This is a genomic window from Roseicyclus amphidinii, from assembly GCF_030163755.1.
GTDB lineage: Bacteria > Pseudomonadota > Alphaproteobacteria > Rhodobacterales > Rhodobacteraceae > Roseicyclus > Roseicyclus amphidinii.
On record NZ_JASJOE010000010.1, the window covers coordinates 52,995 to 73,853 of the forward strand.

The following is a 20,859-nucleotide window of genomic DNA, read 5'->3' on the forward strand; positions in this document are numbered from 1 at the left end:
AACTGCGGCGGGCCGCGGCAGCTTTCGCACCGCGGCCCGCTCGGGTCTTACATCAGGCGATCACTGCATCTGCACGGGGCAGGTGCCGTCCTCGGTGAAGTTGTGGACCATGATCTCGCCCGCGATGATCGATGCGCGCGCCGCATCGACCGCGGCCATCATCTCTTCGCTGATCAGCTCGGCGTTGTTCTCGTCCACGGCGTAGCCCACACCCTCTTCGGCAAGGCCGAAAACATGGATGCCGGTCTCGACCTCGGGGCCGGTGGTGAAGGCGTCATTGACGGCAACATCGACGCGCTTGAGCATCGAGGTCAGCACCGAACCGGGGTGCAGGTAGTTCTGGTTGCTGTCCACACCGATCGAGAGGATGCCCTCGTCGGCGGCGACCTGCAGAACGCCGAGGCCGGTGCCACCGGCGGCGGCATAGACCACGTCGGCACCCTGAGCGATCTGGCCACGGGTCAGTTCGCCACCGCGCACCGGGTCGTTCCAGGCGGCGGGCGTGGTGCCCGTCATGTTGGCGATCACGGTCGCCTCGGGGTTCACGGCGACGACGCCCTGTGCATAGCCGCAGGCGAAGCGCGAGATCAGCGGAATGTCCATGCCGCCGACGAAGCCGACGGTGCCGGTCTCGGAGGCCATCGCAGCCAGCATGCCGACGAGGTAGGAGCCTTCATGCTCGGAGAAGATGACCGAGCGCACGTTGGGCTCGTCCACGACGCCGTCGATGATGACGAAGGTGGTGTCGGGATAGTCGGGCGCGACCACCGACAGGGGCGTCGCCTGGCTGAAGCCCGCCATCACGATCGGGTTCGCGCCCGCCTCGGCAAGGCGGCGCATCGCCTGTTCGCGCTGGGCGTCGGACTGCAGTTCAATCTCGCGGTAGGAGCCGCCGGTCGCCTCGGCCCAACGCTCCGCCCCGGTGAAGGCCGCTTCGTTGAACGAGCGGTCGAACTTGCCGCCGAGGTCGAAAATGATCGCCGGTTCGGCCAGCGCGCCACCGGCGCTGAATGCCAGGGCCGCGGCAGCGCCCATCAGGCTCTTCATCATGGTCATGCATATACTCCCGGTTGGATCGGGCCGCTGCGCGTTATCCGGCGGCGGTCCCGGCATGGACTGCAAAGATCGGATACGATCCCCCACGCCCGATTAAGGGCCAAGCCCGCGGGAAGGGTCAACCGGATTCTGCCCTGTGACACCGGCCAGGCGGTTGCCGCAAGGTCAGCTTTTGCAGGCCTTGCCGGTTTTTTCGGCGGCCAGAAGACGAGACAGGATCAGCGCGTCAACGGCGGGCCCATCGTGGCGGGCGTAATAGCCCTTGCGCCGCCCGACCTCGGTGCACCCGGCCTTGTCGTAAAGCGCGCGGGCGGCGGTGTTGTCCTCGGCCACCTCGAGAAACAGCGTCTCGGCGCCCCGGCCCGCGACAAGCGCCGCCGCGACATCGACGAGGATCACCCCAAGGCCCCTGCGTTGCGCCGCAGGATCTACGGCCAGCGTCAGGATCTCCGCCTCGGGCGGAATGATCCGCAGCAGCACGAACCCGTCGTTACCGGTCGCAACGAAATCCGTTGTCGGCTGCGCACGCAGGGCGGCGATCTCGGCCTCGGACCACACCTCGCCCTTGCCCTCGAAGGCGGCGGCGTGGATCGCGGCCATCCGCGCGGGCGTCATGATGACGGCAGCATCGCCGGACCCCGTTCGCGCGAGGGGGCGGCATCGGCGGCGCGGACATAGAGCGGTGCGGGCCGGGGCAGGGCAGGGACGCGGAAGCGGCGCGCGGCGATGCGCGCGATCGCCTCGGCCAGCGGCATGGCGGGGGGCAGGGCGGTCGCGCCCTGCAGGGCCGCGGCAGCGGTGCCGGTGACCCTGTCGGAGGGCAGGACCAGCCCGACCTCGCCCGCATCCAGCAGCATGGGCCCATCGGGTGCATCCCCGTCGCCGTCGAAGATTTGGGCATAGACCTCGCCCCGGCGCGCGTCGTCGATCACGGTCAGCGGGCGCGGCAGGCCCTCGGCCCGCGCCTCGAGCGTGCCGACGCCCACCGCCGGGATGCCAAGCGCCAGCGCCAGCCCCCGCGCCGCCGAGACCGAGATGCGGATGCCGGTGAAATTGCCCGGACCCACGCCCACCCCGATGGCGTCGAGATCGGAGAGCGACGCGCCCCCTTTCGTCAGCACCTCGGCGATCAGCGGCATCAGGCGCTCGGCCTGACCCTTGCCCATCTCCTCATGGGCGGCGGCCAGCACTCGGCTGCCCGACAGCAAAGCGGCCGCGCAATGCGCGGCCGATGTGTCGAAGGCCAGGACCAAGGGCTCAGACGTTGACAGGGCGCACCTCGAGCACTTCGGGGATGTAGTGGCGCAGCAGGTTCTCGATCCCCATCTTCAGCGTCAGCGTGGACGAGGGGCAGCCGGCGCAGGCCCCCTGCATGTGCAGGTAGACCACGCCGCGGTCGAAGCCGTGAAAGGTGATGTCGCCCCCATCCTGCGCCACGGCGGGCCGCACGCGCGTGTCGAGCAGCGTCTTGATCTGGCCCACGATCTCGGCGTCCTCGCCGTCATGCTCGGCATGGCCACCCGCGGCCTGGTGCTCGCCCTCCATGATCGGTGCGCCCGACTGGAAATGCTCCATGATCGCGCCGAGGATCGCGGGCTTCACATGCTCCCACGCCACCGGCTCGGCCTTGGTCACGGTCACGAAATCCGTCCCGAAGAACACGCCCGTCACTCCCTCGACCGCGAAGATGCGGGCGGCGAGCGGTGATTTCTGCGCCGCCTCGGCGCTGGGGAAATCGGCCGTGCCCATCTCCAGCACGGTCTGGCCGGGCAGGAACTTCAGCGTGGCCGGGTTCGGGGTGGATTCGGTCTGGATGAACATGAGGCGCATTCCCTATCGGTTTCGTCAGATATGCGGGGGGAGCGGCGCAGAGTCAAGTTTTGGAATGGTTCTAAAACCGGGCACCGCCGGATCAGGTGATCTGTTCCAGCTGTTCCTTGCTCAACTCGACCGGCACGATCGTGATCGGCACCGGAAGTGTGCCCGCCTGTTTCACCATCGCCGTCACCAGCGGCCCCGGCCCCGACTTGCCAGATCCCGCGCCCAGCACCAGGACGCCGATCTCGGGCGCGTCGCGGATATGGGCGAGGATCTCGGTCACCGGCTCGCCCTCGCGGATCACGAGGGTCGGGTCCACCCCCAGCCGGTCACGCATCCACTTGGCGAAGACGTTGAAATGCGCCTCGATCCGCTCGCGCGCCTCGGCACGCATCATCTCGGCGACGCCGATCCAGTGGTTGAACTCGTCCGGGGGAATGACGGACAGGATCTCGACCCCGCCTTGCGTGTTGGCCGCGCGCATCGCGGCGAAACGCATGGCGTTCAGACATTCGCGGGTGTCGTCGAGCACGACGAGAAACTTGCGCATCGGATGATCCTCTCCGGCGGGCAGCATGGCGCGCGCCGCCGCGCCTGTCCATCCGTTGCGCGCTCAGGCCGCGTCGCTCGCCGCCCAGTCCCAGTAGAGCGCGCGCACCTGCCGGGTCACCGGGCCATGCTCGTAGCGCGTGCCGTCGAACTCGACCACCGGGGTCACCTTGTTGAGGTTGCCGGACATGAAGACCTCGTCCGCCTGCCGGAAATCCTCGAAGCCCAGCACGGTCTCGACCACTTCGACGCCCGCCGCGCGCAGGTTGGCCATGTGGCGCTGCCGCGTGATCCCGTTCAGGAAGGTGCCGTTGGGAATGGGCGTGAAGACCACGCCATCGCGCACCATGAACACATTGGCCGTCGCCGTCTCGGCCACGTTGCCCATCGCGTCGCACACCAGCGCGTTGTCGTAGCCCTTGCGCAGGGCCTCGGCCAGCATGCGGGCGTTGTTGGGGTAGAGGCACCCGGCCTTGGCGTTGCAGACATTGTCGGTCAGAACGGGGCGGTGGAACTGGGTCGTGGTCAGCCGCACGGTGGCCTCGGGCGGGGCAAGCGGCACCTCTTCGAGGCAGATGGCAAAGCCCGCGGGCGCGTCGGCCGGGATGATCCCGTAGGCGCCGCCGTCGATGCCCCAGAACATCGGGCGCACATAGACGGCGGCATCGCCGGGGTATCGCGCCAGCCCCTCCCATGCGATCTCGAAGATCTCTGCGCCGGTCTTGTCGGGATGCAGCATCAGCGCCTGCGCCGAGCGCACGACGCGGTCGCAATGCGCGCGCAGATCGGGGGCAAGCCCGTCGACGTAGCGCGCACCGTCGAAGACGGTCGTGCCCTGCCACGCGCCGTGGTCGGCAGCCCCCATGACGGGCACGTCCCCGTCATGCCATGTGCCGTTGAAATAGGTCTTGATGTTGGTGCCGACGGCCATCGCGCTCTCCCCCTTCATGCAGGGGAAGAGCGTAAGGGCAGATCAGCTGGAAGGTCCAGAGGTGAACCCCAGCTGGTAGGTCATGGAGGCGCCGCTTTGCGCCTGCATCTGCGCGCCGGTGCGGCGCGTCGCGGCAACGCGCGGGGTCGCCCTGCCATGGGTGTTGGCGTGGTCTGGCCGCACGCGCGCCGCCGGTGTCGTCTCTGGCCCGGCCACGAGGCGGGCCTGCGGGCGGGTGGCCCGATGGTCGGATTTGCTTGTCATGGGACGCTCCTCGATCCGTGATCCAAGGTCGTGGGCTGATATATACCCCTGCGAGCGCGCAAGTCAAACCCGCGAATGCCGCCAAATCTGTGCAAATTTTCACAGACGCTCAAGCCTCGGCCAGAAGCGCCTCCAGGTTCAGCCGGGCATTGACCATGCGCAACTCGCCATCGGGCGCGCGTGGCCAATCCTCGGGCGCGCGGTCGCGGTACAGCTCGATGCCGTTGCCGTCCGGGTCGCTGAAATAGATCGCTTCCGACACGCCATGATCGGCTGCGCCCTCGATCTCTATCCCGGCCTCGAGCACCCGGCGAAAGGCACGCGCCAGAGACGGGCGATCAGGATAAAGGAACGCCGTGTGATAGAGGCCCACCGCATTGCGCGGCGGCCGCGGCCCGCCCGCGCTTTCCCAGGTGTTGAGCCCGATGTGGTGGTGATATCCTCCCGCCGACAGGAACGCCGCCTGCGCGCCGTAGCGTTGCATGAGGCCCAGGCCGAGCACGTCGCGGTAAAAGGCGATGGATCCTTCCAAGTCAGAGACTTTCAGATGAACATGCCCGATGCTCATCCCTGCGGGGGCGGTGTAGCTGTGTGTCATGGTATGGGTCTCCTTCGCGGCCCTGCTTGCCCGATCCGGCTGGCCGCGTCCTCCCCCACACACGCACCGATCCTGTGCAGGAAATGGGCCCGACGCCCGTGTTCCGCGCGACAGGTGTGGCCCTGTCCTGCTAACCTGCTCTGCGCGGCAGGGGAGGCGGCGCAGATGGAACAGGCGGATGTCATCGTGATCGGGGCAGGGCTGTCGGGGCTGGTGAGCGCCTGGCACGCGGCCGAACGCGGGCGGCGGGTGTTGATCCTCGAGCAGGAGGGGCCGCAATCCCTCGGCGGGCAGGCCTGGTGGAGCCTTGGCGGTCTGTTCATGGTCGACACCCCCGAACAGCGCCGCTTGCGCCTGCGCGACAGCCGCGATCTTGCCGCGCGCGACTGGTTCGGCTCGGCCGGGTTCGACCGGCCCGAAGATGCCAACCCGCGCGCCTGGGCCGAGGCCTATCTCGATTTCGCCGCAGGCCCGATGCGGGCCTATCTCCACGGGCTCGGGATGCGCTGGTTCCCGGTCGTCGGCTGGGCCGAACGCCGCTACGCGCCCGAGGGGCACGGCAACAGCCTTCCCCGCTTCCACGTCACATGGGGCACCGGAACGGGCGTGGTGAAACCCTATGCGGTCCGCGTCATGGCCCATCCGCGCATCACGCTCGCCTTCCGTCGCCGGGTCACGGCGCTGACGGTCGAGGCGGGTCTCGTCACCGGGGTCGAGGGCGAGATCCTCGCCCCCGACAATGCGCCCATCGGGGCCAGCACCAACCGCAGCGTCACCGGACGCTTCGCCGCCCGCGCCGAGGCGGTGGTGATCGCCTCGGGCGGCATCGGCGGCAACCACGACCTTGTCCGCGCCGCATGGCCCGAGGCCCGCCTCGGCCCCGCGCCCGTGCGCATGGTCTCGGGCGTGCCCGATTACGTCGATGGCGCGATGCTTGGCCATGCCGAGGCCGCAGGCGCTCAGCTCATCAACCGCGACCGGATGTGGCACTATTGCGAGGGTCTGCAGAACTGGGACCCGATCTGGCCGAACCACGGCATCCGCATCCTGCCCGGCCCCTCCTCGCTCTGGCTCGACGCGCGGGGAGACCGGATGGAGGCCCCCTGCTTCCCCGGCTTCGACACGCTCGGCACGCTCAGGCGCATCCTGTCGACGGGTCACGCGCACAGCTGGTTCATCCTGACCCAGTCCATCGTCGAAAAGGAGTTTGCCCTGTCGGGCAGCGAGCAGAACCCCGACCTGACCTCCGGCAAGTGGCTGGCCGTGCTGCGCGAGCGTCTGGGCAAGGGCGCGACCCGCGCGGTCGAAGCCTTCAAGGAGAAGGGAGCGGATTTCGTGGTCGCCCGCGATCTCGAGACCCTCGTCACGGGCATGACCGCGCTCACCCCCGAGGCCCCGCTCGACCCCGCCCAAATCCGCGCGCAGATCGAGGCGCGCGATGCCGCCATCGACAGCGGAGCCGAGGATGCGCAGGTCACCGCCATCCGGCAGGCGCGCCGCTACCTCGGCGACAGGCTGGTGCGCACGGCGAAACCCCACCGCCTGCTCGACCCGGCCCACGGGCCGCTGATCGCCGTGCGCCTCAACATCCTGACGCGCAAGTCGCTCGGCGGGTTGCACACCGACCTCTCGGCGCGCGCCCTGCGCCCCGACGGCACCACCTTCCCCGGCCTCTTCGCCGTGGGCGAGGCGGCGGGGTTTGGCGGGGGCGGCTACCACGGCTACAACGCGCTCGAGGGCACGTTTCTGGGCGGCTGCATCTTCTCGGGCAGGACGGCGGGCGAGGGGGTCTGACCCGCCCGCCTGCTTGCCCCCCCGGCTTGCCCACCGGTCCCGCATCTGCTTCACAGGGGCAAGTCCCGCGCGTCCCCCCGTATCGGAAAGGCTTCGCCCCATGCCCAACCGCCGCCCGCCCGAAACGCCCGCGCCCGCCGATGCCGCTGCGCGCCGGGCGGTCCCACCGGTGATCTGCTACCCCGACACGACCCTGCCGCATCCCGCCGAAGACATGTTGGCCGGCGCGCGCTCGGGTCTCGTGCTGCGCGACAGCGTCACCGTTCCCCCGCGCGAGGCGCGCTGTTTCCGCGCCCGTGCGGGGCAGGTCATCCGCATCCGCTCGATCGAGGGGCCGCAGGTCGGTGACCTGAACCTGTGGAACGCCGCCGACCTGTCCGAGCGGTTCTACTCGGGCAAGACGCGCGCCCTGCACGGCACGCATGTGACGACCGGCGACCGGCTCTGGTCGAGCTTCCCGAGCTTGCGGCCGATGGCGACCGTGGTGCGCGATACGCTCGACTGGTATGGCATCGACAGCTTCGGCGCGGCGGTCCATGACGTGATCGGCACGCGCTGCGATCCCTATACCCATGCGCTTCTGAGCGATGGCGGGCAGTATCACCACTGCTGCCACTCCAACCTGACCCGCGCGCTGGCCGCCGGGACCGGGCTGCCGGCGGCCGAGGCCGAGCGCCATGTCCACGACGTGCTCAACGTGTTCATGTGCACCGGGTTTTCGCGCGGCACCGGCCAATACATCATGAAGGCAAGTCCGGTGCGCCCCGGCGATCACATCGACCTGCTGGCCGAGATCGACCTTCTGGGGGCGCTTTCGGCCTGTCCGGGCGGCGATTGCGGGGCCGAGCATTCCTCGGACACGGCCCCCTGCCACCCCTTGCTGGTCGAGGTGTTCGACTGCGCCCTGACGGCCGATTGGACCCCGCCGCCCGTCAATGCCTACGACCGTTCGCACGGGACGGGCTGAGGGCGGGCCGAGGTCCGGCTTAGGGGCCGATCACCATCGCGGAAACCGCATGTGGCATGGCGGAAACACCCCCGAGAGCGAGCTCGAAAAAATCCCTTGCGCCGACTCGGGCAAAGCCTCATACGCCCGCCGCAAGACGCCAACGCACGCGCCTCTGTCACGGGTGGTAAGTCGGGGATGTTCCCCGGGATAACCATCGCAGTTACGTAGCGACGGTAACGTCTCCCTTGGAAGTTGCGGGGCCAGTGGCCCCCGGTCTGTCGGAGATGACCATGAACGCTACGATTGCCGATTTCTCGGCCTCTTTTCCTGTCGCATCCGCCCGCCTCGAGGGCTTCATCGCCGCGCATCACTTCGAGCGCCCGACGCTGGTGATCGATATCGACCGCGTCGAGCAGCAGTATCGCGCGCTGGCCGCGGGCCTTGGCCCGGCCGCGATCCACTACGCCGTCAAGGCGAACCCCGCCGACGCCATCATCGACCGGCTGGTCGACCTGGGCAGCCGCTTCGACGCCGCCTCGCGCGGCGAGATCGAGCTGTGCCTGTCGCATGGCGCCCACCCCGAGGCGATTTCCTACGGCAACACGGTCAAGCGCGCCTCGGACATCGCCTTCGCGCATCGCGCGGGCATCACGCTGTTCGCCGCCGACGCCGCCGAGGAGATCGTCAAGATCGCCGAGCATGCGCCCGGCGCGCAGGTCTACATCCGCCTGCTGGTCGAGGCCTCGGGCGCCGACTGGCCGCTGACGCGCAAGTTCGGCACCACCCGCGACACCGCGCTGGCGCTGATGGCGCAGGCGCGCGAGTTGGGCCTGCGCCCGGTTGGACTCAGCTTCCATGTCGGCTCGCAAACCCGCGACCCGGCGATGTGGGCCTCGACGCTCGACCAGGTGGCTGCTGTCTGGGCCGCTGCCGAGGATGCAGGCTTCGCGCTGGACCTGTTGAACATCGGCGGCGGGTTCCCCGCCTTCTACGGCGACGCGATCCCGCATCCCACGGCCTATGCGGCCGCTGTGATGGAGCTGGTCACCACCCGCTTCCCCGAAGGCATCCGCATCATGGCCGAGCCCGGCCGCGGCATGGTGGCCGAGGCCGGCATGATCGCCGCCGAGGTGCTTCTGGTCGCCAAGAAATCCGAGGACGACCTGCACCGCTGGGTCTATCTTGACATCGGCAAGTTCTCGGGCCTGGCCGAAACGATGGACGAGGCGATCCGCTACCAGTTCGTCACCCCCCATGACGGCGAGGCGACCGGCCCCTGCATCCTGGCGGGTCCGTCCTGCGACAGCGCGGACGTGCTTTATGAAAAGCGCCCCGTGGCCCTGCCGCTGGCGCTGAAATCCGGCGACCGCGTCCTGATCCGCAATTGTGGGGCCTACACCTCGTCCTATGCCTCGGTGGGGTTCAACGGTTTCCCGCCGCTGGACGTCGTCGTCATCTGACACGCCGCGCCGCCCGGCTGTTCCGATCCGTCGCAGCCGGGCGGCGCGGCTGACCGCTGGCCTTGTGCCACTGCTCGCGCTATGGCTTGGGCAGACCAAGCATCCGGGCCGCACCCATGCAAATCTACCTGCCCATCGCCGAAGTCAGCGTGAATGCCTTCATGCTGCTGGGGCTTGGCGGGCTGGTGGGTATCCTGTCGGGGATGTTCGGGGTCGGCGGCGGGTTCCTGATCACCCCGCTCTTGTTCTTCGTCGGCATCCCGCCCGCCGTGGCGGTGGCAACCTCCACCAACCAGATCGTCGCCTCTTCGGTGTCGGGGGTGCTGGCGCATTTCAAGCGCAAGACCGTGGATCTCAAGATGGGCGTCGTCCTGCTGGCCGGTGGCCTCGTGGGCACGGTCGCGGGCGTGCAGGTCTTCTCGGCGCTGGCGCGGCTGGGGCAGGTCGATCTGCTGGTGCAGCTGTGCTACGTGCTGTTCCTTGGGGTGATCGGCACGCTGATGCTGGCCGAAAGCCTGCGCGCGGCGCGGCGCGCGCGCCATCCCGCGGCCCCGTCCCCCGCACCGCGCAAGGCGCGGGGCTGGATGCAGAAGCTTCCCCTCAAGATGCGGTTCCGCACCTCGGGCCTGTATATCTCGGTCATCCCGCCCTTGCTGGTGGGCTGCTTCGTCGGTCTGCTCGCCGCGATCATGGGCGTGGGCGGCGGCTTCGTGATGGTCCCCGCGATGATCTACCTGCTGGGGATGCCGACCAAGGTGGTGGTGGGCACCTCGCTGTTCCAGATCATCTTCGTTGCCGGGGCCGCCACCGTGATGCATGCGACGGCCAACTACTCGGTCGACATGGTGCTGGCGCTGTTGCTGATCCTGGGCGGCGTGATCGGGGCGCAGGTCGGCACGCGGATCGGGGTGAAGATGAAGGCCGAGAACCTGCGCATCCTGCTGGCGCTGATGGTGCTTCTGGTCTGCGGGCGGCTGGCGCTGGATCTCGTGCTGACCCCGACCGAGCTGTATTCGCTCAGCGACGCGCGGGTCGCGCCGTGAGGCGGGCGCGCCTCCGGTGTCTTGCGCTGGCGGCCCTCGCGCTGGCGCTGTCACCTGCAACCCCGGCGGGGGCCGAGTCGGTGGTGGCCGGGATGAGCCAGGAAGAGATCTCGATCACCACGAATTTCGACGGCTCCGAGATCCTGATCTTCGGCGCGGTGCGCCGCGACGCACCGCCGCCGGGCAGCGACCCGCTGGAGGTGATCGTGACCGTCCAGGGGCCAAGCCGGCCCGTCACCGTCCGCCGCAAGGACCGCCGCTTCGGGATCTGGGTGAACACGGATGCCTCCGAGATCGATCTTGCCCCGACCTTCTACGCGGTCTCGACCTCGGGACCCCTGGCCGAGGTGCTGACCCAGACCGAGGACCTGCGCCACCGGGTGTCGGTGCCGCGCGCGATCCGGGCAGTGGGCACCGGGATCAGCGACCAGGAAAGCTTCACCGAGGCGCTGATCCGCATCCGCAGCGACAGCAGCGCCTACCAGGTGAACGAGGGCGCGGTGCGGGTCCGGGAGCAGACATTGTTCGACACGGCCGTGCGCCTTCCGGCCAACCTGACCGAGGGGGCCTATCGCACGCGGATCTTCCTGACGCGGGGCGGAGAGGTGCTGGACGTCCATGAACAGGCGATCCCGGTCCGCAAGGTCGGGCTCGAGCGGATCATCTACACGCTCGCCCACGAGCGTCCGCTGGCCTACGGCCTGCTGTCGCTTGTCATCGCGGTCTGCGCGGGCTGGCTGGCCTCGGCGGTGTTCCGCTACATCCGGTCCTAAGCGGTTTTCGAGGAAAAGCGGAGCAGGGCGCGCGCCGCTCAGCCGCGGCCGACATAGGGCATTTTCGTCGCCATGATCGTCTGGAACAGGATGTTGGCCGACAGCGGCAGCTCGGCCATGTGGCGCACGGATGTCGCCACATGGGCCACGTCCATCACCTCGGGCGGAGGGTCGCCGCGCTGCATCGCCTGGTGGGCCGCGTCGCGCAGAAGATCGGTTTCGGCATTGCCGATGTCGATCTGTCCGCAGGCGATGTCATAGGGGCGCCCGTCGAGGGCGATCTGCCGCGTCAGCCCGGTGATGGCGTGCTTGGTCGCCGTGTAGGGCGCGGCCCCCGCGCGCGGGACATGGGCCGAGATCGAGCCGTTCATGATGATCCGCCCGCCCTGCGGCGTCTGCCGCCGCATCAGTCCGAAGGCCATGCGCGCGCACAGGAACATGCCGGTCAGGTTCACGTCGACCGCGCGGCGCCAGTCTTCGACGGCGATCTCGTCGAGCGGGGCGGTGGGGCTGAAGATGCCCGCGTTGTTGAACAGGCAATCGAGCCGGCCCTGCGCTTCGGCGAACTCAAGAAAGGCCGCCTGCACCGCGTCGGCATCGGTCACGTCGAGGGGCAGGGGAACGGCGGCCTCTCCATAGGTATCAGCCAGCGCCTCGAGCCGCTCGGCGCGGCGGGCGACAAGTCCGACCGTCCAGCCGGCCTCGAGCATCTCGCGGGCCACCGCCTCGCCGATGCCGGCGCTGGCGCCGGTCACGATCATGGTCTTCGTCATGTCTCCTCCGCTTCGAGGGTGAGGGGGGCGGCCGGGTCGGGCAGATCCGCGATGCCGAGCGGCTGGCGCGGTTTGGCCAGCGCGTAGCGCGTGACCCAGAGCAGCCGCTCCTCGGCGCGGGTGATGGCCACATAGGCCAGCCGCTTCCACAGCGCCTGCCCCGCCTCCATGCGCCCAGCGCGCGAGGCGGCGTAGAGGTCGGGGGCGAAGACCTGCACCGCGGGCCATTGGCTGCCTTGCGCCTTGTGGATCGTCACCGCCGCCCCGTGCAGGAAAGCCGCGCCCATGCGGGCGGCATAGGGGATGAAGGGCTCTTCCTCGTCCGGCTTCTCGATCTTCACGATGGACGCGGCCGAGAAGCGCGGGCTTTCCGCGCCGATCACGTGCAGGCGCGAAAAGCCGGGGCGCGAGCCGGGGCCGAGATAGATCGCCGGCGCGCCCTTGATCAGGCCCCGCGCCTCCAGGTCGATGCGGCGCTTGCGGTGCTTCAGCGGCAGCTCGATGCCGTCGCAGATCAGCGGCTCGCCCGCGATCAGCGCATCCTCGGGCGCGCCATGCGCGCCGCGAAACGCGGTGATCAGGCGGATGCGCGTGGCGTTGCGCCAGACCAGCACGGGGCTGCGCGCCATCAGGTCGCTGTCGACGCGGGGGGCGACCACCACCCGGTCGTCGCGGCGGGCGGCGTCCTCGATCATGCGCTCGAACCGCTCGAAGCTCAGCTCGGGATCGGAGAGCGCATGGGCAAGGTCGAGGATCGGGTTGTCGGCGTCCTGCCGGTGGATGCGGGCCAGGTCGAGGCGGTTGGCCGTGTCGATCTTGTCGAAGACCATCTGGCCGGACTGGTTCACCGGCGCAAGCTGGGCGGGGTCACCGAAGAGCACGAGGAAAGGAAAGATCTCGCGCAGGTCGTCAAACTGGCGGTCATCCAGCATCGAGCTTTCGTCGATCAGCCCGATATCGAGCGGGTCCTCGCGCCGTTTCCAGCCGGTGATGAAATCCGAGCCGCGCAGGCCGGCCGAAGCCAGCGCCGCGGGCACGGATTTCGTGGTCTCGTAGACCGCCTTGGCGCGGTCCATCGCGGCGTCGGTCAGGGCCTCGATCTCGGGTCGGTCGCCATTGCCGGCAAGCCATTCGGCGACCTTTTCGAACTCGGGGTCGTAGACCGGCGTATAGAGGATACGGTGGATCGTGGTCGCGGGCACGCCGCGGCTGCGCAACACGCTGGCGGCCTTGTTGGTGGGGGCGAGCACGGCGGCGGTGCGCCGGTCCTTGCGGCGGCGGCCCTCCCAGTCGCCCGAGATGATGTCGACGCCCGCGCCCTGCAAGGCGCGCACCAGTTCGGCGAGCAGAAGGGTCTTGCCCGATCCGGCCTTGCCGACCACGGCCATGACGCGGGCCTTGCCCTCGACCATGGGGGTGAGGGTGTCGTTGTCGATGTCCACGCCCATGCCTCGCAATGCCTCGGCGATGCGGTCATGGGCCTGGGCCTGGTCGTCGGAATAGGCAAGCGCGGGGGTCGTCATGGGCCGCACCCTAGCCCGCGGCGCGGGGGCGTGCGAGGGGCAAAGCGTCCCCACCCTGCCGCCTCCCGCGTGTCAGGCCGCGGGGTCCGGCAGCTCCAGCAGGGCCAGCGTGACCGGCGCAGCCTCGGGGCGGTCGGCCTCGACCCGGTCCGCCTGTTCGGCAAGCGTCAGCGCCATGTCGCGCGCGAGCGCGCGGTCGCGCCGGACGAGATCGGCATCGGTAAAGGTGCGCGCGAGCGCGGCATCGGCCGCAAGAAGGGCGTGGATCACCGCCAGCGCGCGGGTGTCCCGGTCGTCCAGGGCGAGGGCGGAGAGCAGGGCCTCGGCCGATCCATCGGCGCGTGTCAGCTTGTCCAGCACCCGTTCGAACAGGGCGCGGGTCGTCGTGTCATGTGTCATGCAAGAGTCCGTGGTCAGGCGACCGGCACACGCCCTTGGCATGTGGCGGCCATCCCCTCGGATAACGGCGCGGGATCGGCCGTTTTAGCCACGTGAAGCAAATGCACGGCCATCGCGCCCACCACGGACGGGCGCGATGCTGCGGTCATGCACGCCGGGGTGCGGGATCAGCGCCAGCGGGTTGCGAAATCCTCGGGCAGAAGCAGGTTGTGCCGCCCGAGGTTGGCGACATCCCGCTCGCCGCAGAGCGCCATGGTGGTGTCCAGTTCCTTGTGGATCACCTCCAGCGCGCGGGTCACGCCCGCCTCGCCCATCGCGCCGAGGCCGTAGACGAAGGCCCGCCCGATCATCGTGCCCTTGGCCCCCAGCGCCAGCGCCTTGAGCACGTCCTGTCCCGAGCGGATGCCGCTGTCGAGATGCACCTCGATCTTGTCGCCCACCGCATCCATGATCTGCGGCAGCATGCGGATCGAGGACAGGGCCCCATCCAGCTGCCGCCCGCCGTGGTTCGACACCACGATCGCATCCGCGCCCACGTCGAGCGCCATCTTCGCATCCTCGGGGTCGAGGATGCCCTTCAGGATCACCGGGCCGTCCCAGCGGCGGCGGAACTCGCGGATGCGTTCCCAGTCGAGGGAGGGGTCGAAGGCCTCGGCCGTCCAGGAGGCGAGCGAGCCGGGGTCGGACACGCCCTTGGCATGGCCCACGACATTGCCGAAGAAGCGCCGCTTGGTCTGCAGCATCTCGAGGCCCCAACCCACCTTGGTGGCAAGGTTCAGGATCGAGGACGGCGTCAGCTTGGGCGGCGCGCTGAGGCCGTTCTTGATGTCCTTGTGGCGCTGCCCCATGATCTGCAGGTCCACCGTGATGACCAGCGCCGAGCACTTGGCATCCTTGGCCCGCGCGAAGAGGCGCTGCATGAAATCATCGTCGCGCAGCGTGTAGACCTGGAACCAGAACGGCGCGGAGGTGTGGCTGGCGATATCCTCGATCGAGCAGATCGACAGGGTCGAGAGCGTGAAGGGCACGCCGAATTTCTCGGCGGCGCGGGCGGCCTTGATCTCGCCATCGGCCGATTGCATCCCGCACAGGCCCACGGGCGCCAGGGCCACGGGCATGGCGTAATCCTGCCCCACCATCTTTGCCTTGGTCGTCCGGTTGTCCATGTCCACCGCGATGCGCTGGCGCAGGCGGATCTCGTCGAAGTCGGAACAGTTGTCGCGGAAGGTCTGTTCGGTCCAGCTGCCGGTTTCGGCGTAATCGTAGAACATCTTGGGCACGCGCCGCTTGTAGATGCGCTTGAGGTCCTCGATCTCGGTGATCTTCGGCATGACGCGGGCTCCCTTCCACAAGGCCGGCTGCGAATTGGTCGGGAAACCTTACCAATGCCCACGCCGCTCCTGCAATGCGTCAGTTGACCCCTTCGCCTGCGCGGCCTTGCGAAACGGGCGATTTTCGGGCTTCTACCGTCGGCATGAGCACGCCCCGTTACACCCCGCTTGTCCAGACCCTTCCCGCCTCGGTCCCCTTCGTCGGCCCGGAGACGCAGGAGCGCGCGCGCGGTGCTGCCTTTGCGGCCCGTCTCGGCGCGAACGAAAGCGTCTTCGGCCCCAGCCCGCGCGCCGTGGCCGCCATGGCCGAGGCCGCGCAGGATGCGTGGATGTATGGCGACCCCGAGGTGTGGGAGCTGCGCCACGCGCTTGCCGCTCATCATGGCGTCGCGGCCGGGAACGTGGTGGTGGGCGAGGGGATCGACGGTCTGCTCGGCTATCTCGTGCGGTTGCTCGTCGCGCCGGGCGATGCGGTGGTGACCTCGGACGGGGCCTATCCGACCTTCAACTACCATGTCGCGGGCTTCGGCGGGGTGCTGCACAAGGTGCCCTACCGCGACGATGCCGAAGACCCCGAGGCGCTGCTGGCCCGCGCGCGCGAGGTGGACGCCAAGCTCGTCTACTTCGCCAACCCCGACAACCCGATGGGCAGCTGGCATGACGCGGCCACCGTGCAGGCGATGATCGACGCGCTGCCCGAGGGGACCGTTCTGGCACTGGACGAGGCCTATGCCGACACCGCGCCCGCGGGGGCCATCCCGCCCCTCGACATGACGCATCCGCGCGTGATCCGCTTCCGCACCTTCTCCAAGGCCTATGGGCTTGCCGGGCTGCGTGTGGGCTATGCGCTGGCCGAGGCCGGGTTCGTCACGTCCTTCAACAAGATCCGCAACCATTTCGGCATGGGCCGCGTGGCGCAGGCGGGGGCGCTGGCGGCCCTGGCCGACCAGGATTACCTGCGCGCGACCGTCGCCCACATCGCCGAAGCGCGGGAGGCCATCGCGGCCACCGCGCGGGAGAACGGCCTGACGCCGCTGCCCTCCGCGACCAATTTCGTGACGATCGACTGTGGCCGTGACGGGGATTTCGCCCGCGCGGTGCTGAAGAGCCTCGTCGCGCAGGGCATCTTCGTCCGTATGCCCTTCACCGCGCCGCAGGATCGCTGCATCCGGGTCTCGGTCGGTCGTCCCGCCGACATCGCCACCTTCGCGGCCGCCCTGCCGGGCGCGCTGTCCGAGGCTGGGTCCTTCACGCGAGAGTGACTTGCCGAATCCCGCATCGAGACGCCGAGTTTCCGGGTAGCATCCGGAGATCTCGTCATGCGACTCGCCACCGTCCCCCTCGCCTGCCTCGCGCTGGCAGTTCTTTCGCCAAGCCTGTCCGAGGCGCAGGCCGATCACGCGGCCCATGCCTCCCATGCCTCCCATGGCGCCCCGGTGAGCGGACCGGCCGAGGCCGCATTCCGCGCAGCCAATGCCGAGATGCATGCCGGGATGGACATCGCCTATTCCGGGGATGCCGACATCGACTTCGCCCGGGGCATGATCGCCCATCACGAGGGTGCGGTCGCCATGGCGCGCATTTTGCTGGACCACGGTGACAACCCCGAGCTGCGGTCGCTGGCCGAGGACATCATCGCGGCGCAGGAGGAGGAGATTGCATTCATGCGGAACTGGCTCGAGCGCAACGCGCCCTAATCCACCGGTGGGCGGCAAGCGGTCAGCTGTCCGCCCAACCAGACGATCTCCGCCATGGGGCCAGTCCCGCCGGTCGGTGCCCTCTTTGCCCCTTGGGACTGGGCGGGGACGGTCGGCGTGATCGGTGCGGCCTTCCGGCGCTGTCCCTCAGCCTTCGGCGATGACGTTCACCGCCGCCTCGAGCCCGGTGGGCCCATGCGGGATCTGCAGCGCGGCCATGCCGGCCTGAAGGTTGGCAAGGACGCCGAGCACCATATGCGCGTTGACATGGCCCATGTGGCCGATGCGCAGGAAATCCTCCTTCTGCGCATCCGCGCCCTCGACGCCCCCCAGCGGAATGCCCAGCGTCACGCCCGCGTTCGCCGTCATCCAGTCGCGCAGGCGCTGGCCGTTGCCGGGGCCGAAGGTGATCGTGGTCACCGCGTGGCTGCGTTTGGCGCGGTCGGCGATGTTGGGGCGGACCGGCCCGGCCTGCCCCCAGACCTCGACCGCGGCCCAGATCGCGCGGGCAAGCGTCGCGTGACGGGCCCAGACGTTCTCGAGCCCTTCCTCGGCGATCATGTCGAGCGCGGTGCGCAGCCCATAGAGGTGATGCGTCGGCGCGGTGCCGTTGAAATACTTGTAGTATTCATCGGGCGTGACGCGCGGTCGCCAATCCCAGTAGGGCGTGACAAGACCTGCTGTCTCGCGCGCGCGGTCGGCCTTGTCGTTGAAGAAGACGAAGCCCATGCCGGGCGGCGTCATCAGCCCCTTCTGGCTGCCCGTGACCATCACGTCGACGCCCCAGTCGTCCATGTGGAACGCGTCGCAGGCCAGACAGGCGATGTTGTCGGAGAAGAGAAGCGCGGGGTGCCCCGCGGCGTCCAGCGTCTCGCGCAGCGCGCGGATGTCGTTGCGAACGCTGGTCGAGGTATCGACCTGCACGGCCAGAACCGCCTTGATCCGGTGGTCGGTGTCAGCCTCCAGCGCCTCGGCGACGCGGGCCATGTCGATATCCGAGCGCGGGCCGAAGTCGATGATCCGGCAGTCCACGCCCATCGCCGCGGCCATCTCGCCCCAGCCGAGGCAGAAGCGCCCGGTGCCGAGGATCAGGACGGTATCGCCGCGCGAAAGGGTGTTGACCAGTGCCGCCTCCCACGCGCCATGACCGTTGGCGATATACATCGCCACGTTATGCTCGGTGCGCGCGATGGCCTTGAGGTCGGGCACGAGGCTTGCCGTCAGCTCCACCAACTCGCCGGTGTAGATGTTCGGCGCGGGGCGATGCATGGCCTGAAGCACGCGGTCGGGCATGACCGAGGGACCGGGAATGGCGAGGTAATGGCGGCCGTTGGCAAGGCTCATGTCGGGGGTTCCTTCGTCGCGGACGGCAAAGGGGTAAGCGTGCGGCGCGGCCGGGTCAATCGGCGGGCATGGCTTGGCGCGGGCCCGCGCGTTGATTAGCTGTGAGATGACGGATCAACGGAGGTGATGATGCCGGGCGAACGCACGGACGACAGGATGGTGCTGCGGATCGGCGGGGCCGACCGCGAGGGGTTCCTGCAGGGGCTGGTGACCAAGGATCTGGCCGCGCCGGGGGGCGGGCTGGTCTATTCCGCGCTGCTGACGCCGCAGGGGAAATACCTGTTCGATTTCTTCCTGCTGAACCGGGGCGAGGACATCCTGCTGGACGTGAAGGCCGACGCCGCGCCGCGGCTGGCGCAGCGCCTGATGATGTATCGCCTGCGCGCCGACGTGACGATCGAGGACAGCGGCCTGCCGGTCGTCCGCGGCCTTGGCGCGCCGCCCGAGGGGGGCTTTGCCGATCCGCGCGATGCCTCGCTCGGCTGGCGCGGCTACGGGATGGAGGGCGGCACGCCCGCGATCGACTGGGAAGCGCTGCGCGTCGCGGCCTGCGTGCCCGAGACGGGGGTGGAGCTGATCCCGGAGGAGACATTCATCCTCGAGGCCGGCTTCGACCGCCTGTCGGGCGTGGACCACCGCAAGGGCTGCTACGTCGGCCAGGAGGTGACCGCGCGGATGAAGCACAAGACCGAGCTGCGCAAGGGTCTGGCCGTGGTCGATGTCAGTGGCACGGCACCGGTCGGCACGCCGATCATGGCGGGGGAAAAGCCCGCCGGCACGCTTTATACACAGGCCCAAGGCCGCGGCATCGCCTATTTGCGCTTCGACCGGACCGAGGGGGAGATGACGGCCGCAGGTGCGAAAGTCACATGGAACAGGCCCTAGGCCTGTGGAGAACCCTGTGAGGTGATCGGATTTTTGGCGAGGGCGTTTTCCTGCAGGAAAACATTGGCGGAAAACTGCAGTTTTCCGAGACGCAAACCTGCAGGTTTGCGCGGTGCCTCAGATCAGCAGTCCCGCGGCCCCTTCGTGCCGCAGGAGCCAGACCTTCGCCTCGACCCCGCCCGGCGCGCTGAAGCCGCCAAGGCCCTTTGCCCCCAGCACCCGGTGGCAGGGAATGAGGATGGGAAGCGGGTTCGCGCCGCAGGCCTGCCCGATGGCCTGCGCGGGCGCGCCAAGGGCGCGTGACAGCTCGCCATAGCTCCGCGTCTCGCCGAAGGGGATGGCGGCCAGCGCCGACAGGACCGAAGCCGAAAGGCCGGACCGGCCATGCTCGAGGGGCAGGTCGAACACTTGCCGATGTCCCTCGAAATAGGCGCGCAGCTGGTCAAACGCCTCGGTCAGCAGCGGATCATCCGTCCGGCGCGGGGCCTCTCCCCATCCGCTTGCCGTGATGACCCTCTCCCGCGCTTCGACCCAGACGGGGCCCAGCGGCGTACCAAGCGCCGCGCGCCTCATGGCGGCAGGCCCAGCCGGATCGGCCCGCGGGCGGTGACGGGGTCCACCGCCACGCCCTTCTGCGTCGCCCTCAACGGAAGCCCCGCCGCCACGCGTCGCACCTCTGCCATCAGGGGGCGCCAATCCTCGGCCAATGCGCGCGCCGCCTCGGAGGGGCAGAAGCTGCGCCCGACCCCGCGCCGATGCGCGAGGTCCATCAGCACCGCGGCGATGCGCGCGTCGTCGGGCGTCACTCGCCGGCCTGCACCTTGTCCTGCGTCTTCGTCTCGAAATCCGCGGCGTCGTGCCGTTCCCAAAGCTGCATCTCGGGCGGTCCATAGGTGCGGTTCACCATCGCGCCGCGCTGCACCGCGGGGCGGGCGTAGAACCGGTCGGCCCAGGCCACGACGTTCTCGTATTCGTGCACCGACAGGAACTCGCCCGCGTCATAGGCCTCGCCCTTCACGAGGCGGCCATACCAGGGGCAGATGGCGATATCGGCGATGGTCAGCCCGTCGCCCACCATCCACTCGCGCCCCTCGAGGTGCCGGTTCAGCACGTCGAGCTGGCGCTTGGTCTCCATGGCGAAACGGTTGATCGGGTATTCCATCGGATAGGGCGCATAGGCGTAGAAATGCCCGAAGCCGCCGCCGAGATAGGGCGCGCTGCCCATCTGCCACATCAGCCAGGACAGAAGCTCGGGCCGGTCCTCGGGCCGGCCGAGGAAGGCCCCGAATTTCTCGGCGAGATGCATCAGGATCGCGCCGGATTCGAAGACGCGCACCGGCTCGGGGCCGCTGCGGTCCATCAGCGCGGGGATCTTGGAATTGGGGTTCACCTCGACGAAGCCCGAGCCGAACTGGTCGCCATCGCCGATGCGGATCAGCCATGCGTCATACTCGGCCGCGTGGCCCGCGGCGAGCAACTCCTCGAACATCACCGTGACCTTCACGCCATTGGGTGTGGCCAGCGAGTAAAGCTGGAACGGATGCGTGCCCACCGGCAGCGCCTTGTCATGGGTGGCACCCGCGATGGGACGGTTCAGGCTGGCCCATTTGCCGCCGTTCTCCGTGTCCCAGGTCCAGATCTTCGGGGGGGTGTAGCTCTCGGTCATTGCGCG

At 69.1% G+C, this 20,859-nt stretch carries 24 protein-coding genes; 8 read left to right on the plus strand and 16 right to left on the minus strand.

Annotated features, from left to right (window positions below):
- Window positions 1-60: 60 nt before the first annotated feature.
- The 8 genes from QQK83_RS05395 to QQK83_RS05430 all read right to left on the minus strand — a co-directional run bounded on the left by QQK83_RS05395 (window position 61) and on the right by QQK83_RS05430 (window position 5,186).
- Window positions 61-1,056: a BMP family lipoprotein gene (locus QQK83_RS05395; protein WP_284262394.1), complete on the minus strand. Its 996-nt coding sequence runs from the start codon at window positions 1,054-1,056 to the stop codon at window positions 61-63.
- A 165-nt stretch (window positions 1,057-1,221) separates the two neighbouring features.
- Window positions 1,222-1,671: a GNAT family N-acetyltransferase gene (locus QQK83_RS05400; RefSeq protein ID WP_284262395.1), complete on the minus strand. Its 450-nt coding sequence runs from the start codon at window positions 1,669-1,671 to the stop codon at window positions 1,222-1,224.
- A complete protein-coding gene (gene tsaB, locus QQK83_RS05405) occupies window positions 1,668-2,309 on the minus strand; it encodes a tRNA (adenosine(37)-N6)-threonylcarbamoyltransferase complex dimerization subunit type 1 TsaB (protein WP_284262396.1) in 642 nt (213 codons plus the stop codon). Before tsaB ends, QQK83_RS05400 begins: the two co-directional genes overlap by 4 nt.
- 4 nt (window positions 2,310-2,313) lie before the next feature.
- Window positions 2,314-2,877, minus strand: a complete 564-nt coding sequence (locus QQK83_RS05410) for a NifU family protein (protein WP_284262397.1) — start codon at window positions 2,875-2,877, stop codon at window positions 2,314-2,316.
- 91 nt (window positions 2,878-2,968) lie between these two features.
- Entirely contained in the window at window positions 2,969-3,424 is a 456-nt protein-coding gene (locus tag QQK83_RS05415; protein ID WP_284262398.1) for a universal stress protein, read from the minus strand.
- 63 nt (window positions 3,425-3,487) lie between these two features.
- Window positions 3,488-4,354 carry a branched-chain amino acid aminotransferase gene (locus QQK83_RS05420; protein ID WP_284262432.1) on the minus strand — a complete coding sequence of 289 codons (867 nt, stop codon included), beginning with the start codon at window positions 4,352-4,354 and terminating at the stop codon, window positions 3,488-3,490.
- Window positions 4,355-4,396: 42 nt separating this feature from the next.
- Complete coding sequence (locus QQK83_RS05425) at window positions 4,397-4,618, minus strand: hypothetical protein (protein ID WP_284262399.1); 222 nt, start codon at window positions 4,616-4,618, stop codon at window positions 4,397-4,399.
- 109 nt (window positions 4,619-4,727) lie between these two features.
- Entirely contained in the window at window positions 4,728-5,186 is a 459-nt protein-coding gene (locus QQK83_RS05430; protein ID WP_417750334.1) for a VOC family protein, read from the minus strand.
- A 195-nt stretch (window positions 5,187-5,381) separates the two neighbouring features.
- Here QQK83_RS05430 and QQK83_RS05435 point away from each other — a divergent pair, with 195 nt between their 5' ends.
- The 5 genes from QQK83_RS05435 (at window position 5,382) to QQK83_RS05455 (ending at window position 11,235) form a co-directional block, all read left to right on the plus strand.
- Window positions 5,382-7,010, plus strand: a complete 1,629-nt coding sequence (locus QQK83_RS05435) for an FAD-binding dehydrogenase (protein ID WP_284262402.1) — start codon at window positions 5,382-5,384, stop codon at window positions 7,008-7,010.
- A 100-nt stretch (window positions 7,011-7,110) separates the two neighbouring features.
- Complete coding sequence (locus QQK83_RS05440) at window positions 7,111-7,977, plus strand: urea carboxylase-associated family protein (RefSeq protein ID WP_284262403.1); 867 nt, start codon at window positions 7,111-7,113, stop codon at window positions 7,975-7,977.
- Window positions 7,978-8,249: 272 nt separating this feature from the next.
- Window positions 8,250-9,419, plus strand: coding sequence for a type III PLP-dependent enzyme (locus tag QQK83_RS05445; RefSeq protein WP_284262404.1), 1,170 nt, complete (start codon window positions 8,250-8,252; stop codon window positions 9,417-9,419).
- A 116-nt stretch (window positions 9,420-9,535) separates the two neighbouring features.
- The gene (locus QQK83_RS05450; RefSeq protein ID WP_284262405.1) at window positions 9,536-10,462 is read left to right on the plus strand and encodes a sulfite exporter TauE/SafE family protein; all 927 of its coding nucleotides are present in this window, start codon (window positions 9,536-9,538) and stop codon (window positions 10,460-10,462) included.
- On the plus strand, window positions 10,459-11,235 hold the full coding sequence (locus QQK83_RS05455; RefSeq protein ID WP_284262406.1) for a TIGR02186 family protein: 777 nt from the start codon (window positions 10,459-10,461) through the stop codon (window positions 11,233-11,235). The genes QQK83_RS05450 and QQK83_RS05455 overlap by 4 nt, the downstream gene beginning before the upstream one ends.
- Before the next feature lie 38 nt (window positions 11,236-11,273).
- Here QQK83_RS05455 and QQK83_RS05460 read toward each other — a convergent pair whose 3' ends face one another.
- The 4 genes from QQK83_RS05460 to QQK83_RS05475 form a co-directional block, all read right to left on the minus strand.
- A complete protein-coding gene (locus QQK83_RS05460; RefSeq protein ID WP_284262408.1) occupies window positions 11,274-12,008 on the minus strand; it encodes an SDR family oxidoreductase in 735 nt (244 codons plus the stop codon).
- A complete protein-coding gene (locus QQK83_RS05465) occupies window positions 12,005-13,531 on the minus strand; it encodes an ATP-dependent DNA helicase (RefSeq protein ID WP_284262409.1) in 1,527 nt (508 codons plus the stop codon). Before QQK83_RS05465 ends, QQK83_RS05460 begins: the two co-directional genes overlap by 4 nt.
- A 72-nt stretch (window positions 13,532-13,603) precedes the next feature.
- Complete coding sequence (locus QQK83_RS05470) at window positions 13,604-13,930, minus strand: hypothetical protein (protein ID WP_284262410.1); 327 nt, start codon at window positions 13,928-13,930, stop codon at window positions 13,604-13,606.
- 167 nt (window positions 13,931-14,097) lie between these two features.
- Window positions 14,098-15,261, minus strand: coding sequence for an alpha-hydroxy acid oxidase (locus QQK83_RS05475; protein ID WP_284262411.1), 1,164 nt, complete (start codon window positions 15,259-15,261; stop codon window positions 14,098-14,100).
- 143 nt (window positions 15,262-15,404) lie between these two features.
- On the opposite strand from QQK83_RS05475, the gene QQK83_RS05480 reads away from it, so the two are divergent.
- Window positions 15,405-16,523, plus strand: coding sequence for a pyridoxal phosphate-dependent aminotransferase (locus QQK83_RS05480; RefSeq protein WP_284262413.1), 1,119 nt, complete (start codon window positions 15,405-15,407; stop codon window positions 16,521-16,523).
- 57 nt (window positions 16,524-16,580) lie between these two features.
- Complete coding sequence (copM, locus tag QQK83_RS05485) at window positions 16,581-16,958, plus strand: CopM family metallochaperone (RefSeq protein WP_284262415.1); 378 nt, start codon at window positions 16,581-16,583, stop codon at window positions 16,956-16,958.
- Between the two features lie 147 nt (window positions 16,959-17,105).
- On the opposite strand, the gene QQK83_RS05490 is transcribed toward copM, so the two are convergent.
- The gene (locus QQK83_RS05490) at window positions 17,106-18,302 is read right to left on the minus strand and encodes a pyridoxal-phosphate-dependent aminotransferase family protein (RefSeq protein WP_284262416.1); all 1,197 of its coding nucleotides are present in this window, start codon (window positions 18,300-18,302) and stop codon (window positions 17,106-17,108) included.
- A 129-nt stretch (window positions 18,303-18,431) separates the two neighbouring features.
- Between QQK83_RS05490 and ygfZ the strand changes: the two genes are divergently transcribed.
- The gene (gene ygfZ / locus QQK83_RS05495; protein ID WP_284262417.1) at window positions 18,432-19,187 is read left to right on the plus strand and encodes a CAF17-like 4Fe-4S cluster assembly/insertion protein YgfZ; all 756 of its coding nucleotides are present in this window, start codon (window positions 18,432-18,434) and stop codon (window positions 19,185-19,187) included.
- Window positions 19,188-19,304: 117 nt separating this feature from the next.
- On the opposite strand, the gene QQK83_RS05500 is transcribed toward ygfZ, so the two are convergent.
- The 3 genes from QQK83_RS05500 to yghU are packed head-to-tail and all read right to left on the minus strand — an operon-like array spanning window position 19,305 to window position 20,853.
- The gene (locus QQK83_RS05500) at window positions 19,305-19,760 is read right to left on the minus strand and encodes a methylated-DNA--[protein]-cysteine S-methyltransferase (protein ID WP_284262418.1); all 456 of its coding nucleotides are present in this window, start codon (window positions 19,758-19,760) and stop codon (window positions 19,305-19,307) included.
- Window positions 19,757-19,993, minus strand: a complete 237-nt coding sequence (locus QQK83_RS05505; RefSeq protein ID WP_284262420.1) for a DUF3253 domain-containing protein — start codon at window positions 19,991-19,993, stop codon at window positions 19,757-19,759. Before QQK83_RS05505 ends, QQK83_RS05500 begins: the two co-directional genes overlap by 4 nt.
- Entirely contained in the window at window positions 19,990-20,853 is an 864-nt protein-coding gene (gene yghU / locus QQK83_RS05510) for a glutathione-dependent disulfide-bond oxidoreductase (protein ID WP_284262421.1), read from the minus strand. Before yghU ends, QQK83_RS05505 begins: the two co-directional genes overlap by 4 nt.
- Window positions 20,854-20,859: the final 6 nt, after the last annotated feature.